General features: G+C 44.2%; 2 protein-coding genes. Both read left to right on the top strand.

Going from position 1 to position 1,370, the window contains the following annotated elements; genetic code table 11:
• Positions 1-122: 122 nt before the first annotated feature.
• Positions 123-551 (top strand): HTH domain-containing protein, encoded by a 429-nt coding sequence (locus MBEAL2_RS31505; RefSeq protein ID WP_047155553.1) that lies wholly within the window; start codon positions 123-125, stop codon positions 549-551.
• A 58-nt stretch (positions 552-609) separates the two neighbouring features.
• Positions 610-1,370: IS3 family transposase (locus MBEAL2_RS28525; protein WP_047155552.1), on the top strand; the 761-nt coding region annotated here is incomplete at its 3' end.

The raw sequence follows: 1,370 nt of genomic DNA, 5'->3' as shown, positions 1-1,370 counted from the left end.
TTTGAACTGTAACCCGAATAATGGACACTTTGAAAAAAGTCCCTTATTCGGGTTTTTTGTATGGGGAAAAGAAAGGGATACAGGTATAATCAAATCAATAGACAGGAGCGAGGTAGAAAAACATGAGTAAAATCATCTTCAATGCTTTCCAAATGAAACAGTTAGAGGCTAATCCGAATGTCAGTAAGGTTTCCGAGCGTTCCCTTACCTATCATCCAGACTTTAAGCTTAAGGCGATCAAAGAGAATCTCAAAGGCAAGGAACCCATGCAGATTTTCCTTGAGAATGGATTTGATCTTACGATCATTGGAAAAGACAAGCCAAAACAATGTCTGAAAAGATGGCGTAAAATTTATGAGCAGTTTGGGGAGGACGGGTTTTACACAGAACGGAGAGGAAAGGCGAGTACAGGCCGGCCTTCTTCCAAGCCAATGACACCGGAGGTGGAACTCAAAAAGGCAAAAGCTCGTATCGCTTTTCTTGAAGCCGAACTTGATTTCTTAAAAAAGTTGGACGAGCTAGAAAGGCAGGCGTTACAGAAGAAACGTTAACACCCTCCGAGAAATTCGAACTCATCGAGCGCGTGCTCCGCAGCTTCTCCATCCACGCATGATTCGATTTTTCTGTAAGCTGGCAGGGGTCAGTCGAAGTGGCTACTATAGATGGCTGCGTACGGAGGAAAAGCGGGCTCGTAAAGAAGAAAAGGACGAGAAAGACTATGTTCTCCTCAAAGAAATCTTTGATGCAAAGAAAGGACGTGCCGGTGCATTGACCATAAAAATGGAGCTGGAGAACCGACAAGGTGTGGTGATGAACCATAAGCGAATTCGCCGTATCATGCACAAATACAACATGGTGACGAAGGTTCGTCGTGCGAATCCATACAAGAAGATGGCACAGGCTGCCCAGGAGCACAAGGTATGTCCGAACCTCCTGAAACGAAACTTTAACCAAGACGAGCCACAGAAAGTTCTTTTAACCGACATTACGTACCTCTTCTATGGCAACGGGAAAAAGGCCTACCTGTCTTGTGTAAAAGATGGAGCCACACGCGAGATTTTGGCTTATCATTTATCAACATCATTGCATATGAATTTGGTGTATCGGACACTGGATAAACTCGCTGAACAACTGGACCGTACGGTCCATCCGGAAGCCATCCTTCATTCGGACCAGGGAGTACATTATACAAATCCAATCTACCAAAAACGAGTGATGGAGCTTGGGATTACCCCCTCTATGTCCCGTAAAGGGAACTGCTGGGATAATGCCCCAATGGAATCCTTTTTTGGTCATATGAAAGATGAGTTAGACTACGCAGACTGTACAAATTTTAGCGAACTTACTCAGCGAATAGATGACTATATGTA

The organism is Aneurinibacillus tyrosinisolvens (assembly GCF_001015055.1).
GTDB classification, from domain to species: domain Bacteria; phylum Bacillota; class Bacilli; order Aneurinibacillales; family Aneurinibacillaceae; genus Aneurinibacillus_A; species Aneurinibacillus_A tyrosinisolvens.
The sequence above is the reverse complement of the archived record's forward strand: the minus strand, read 5'-3'. Positions and strand labels throughout refer to the sequence as shown.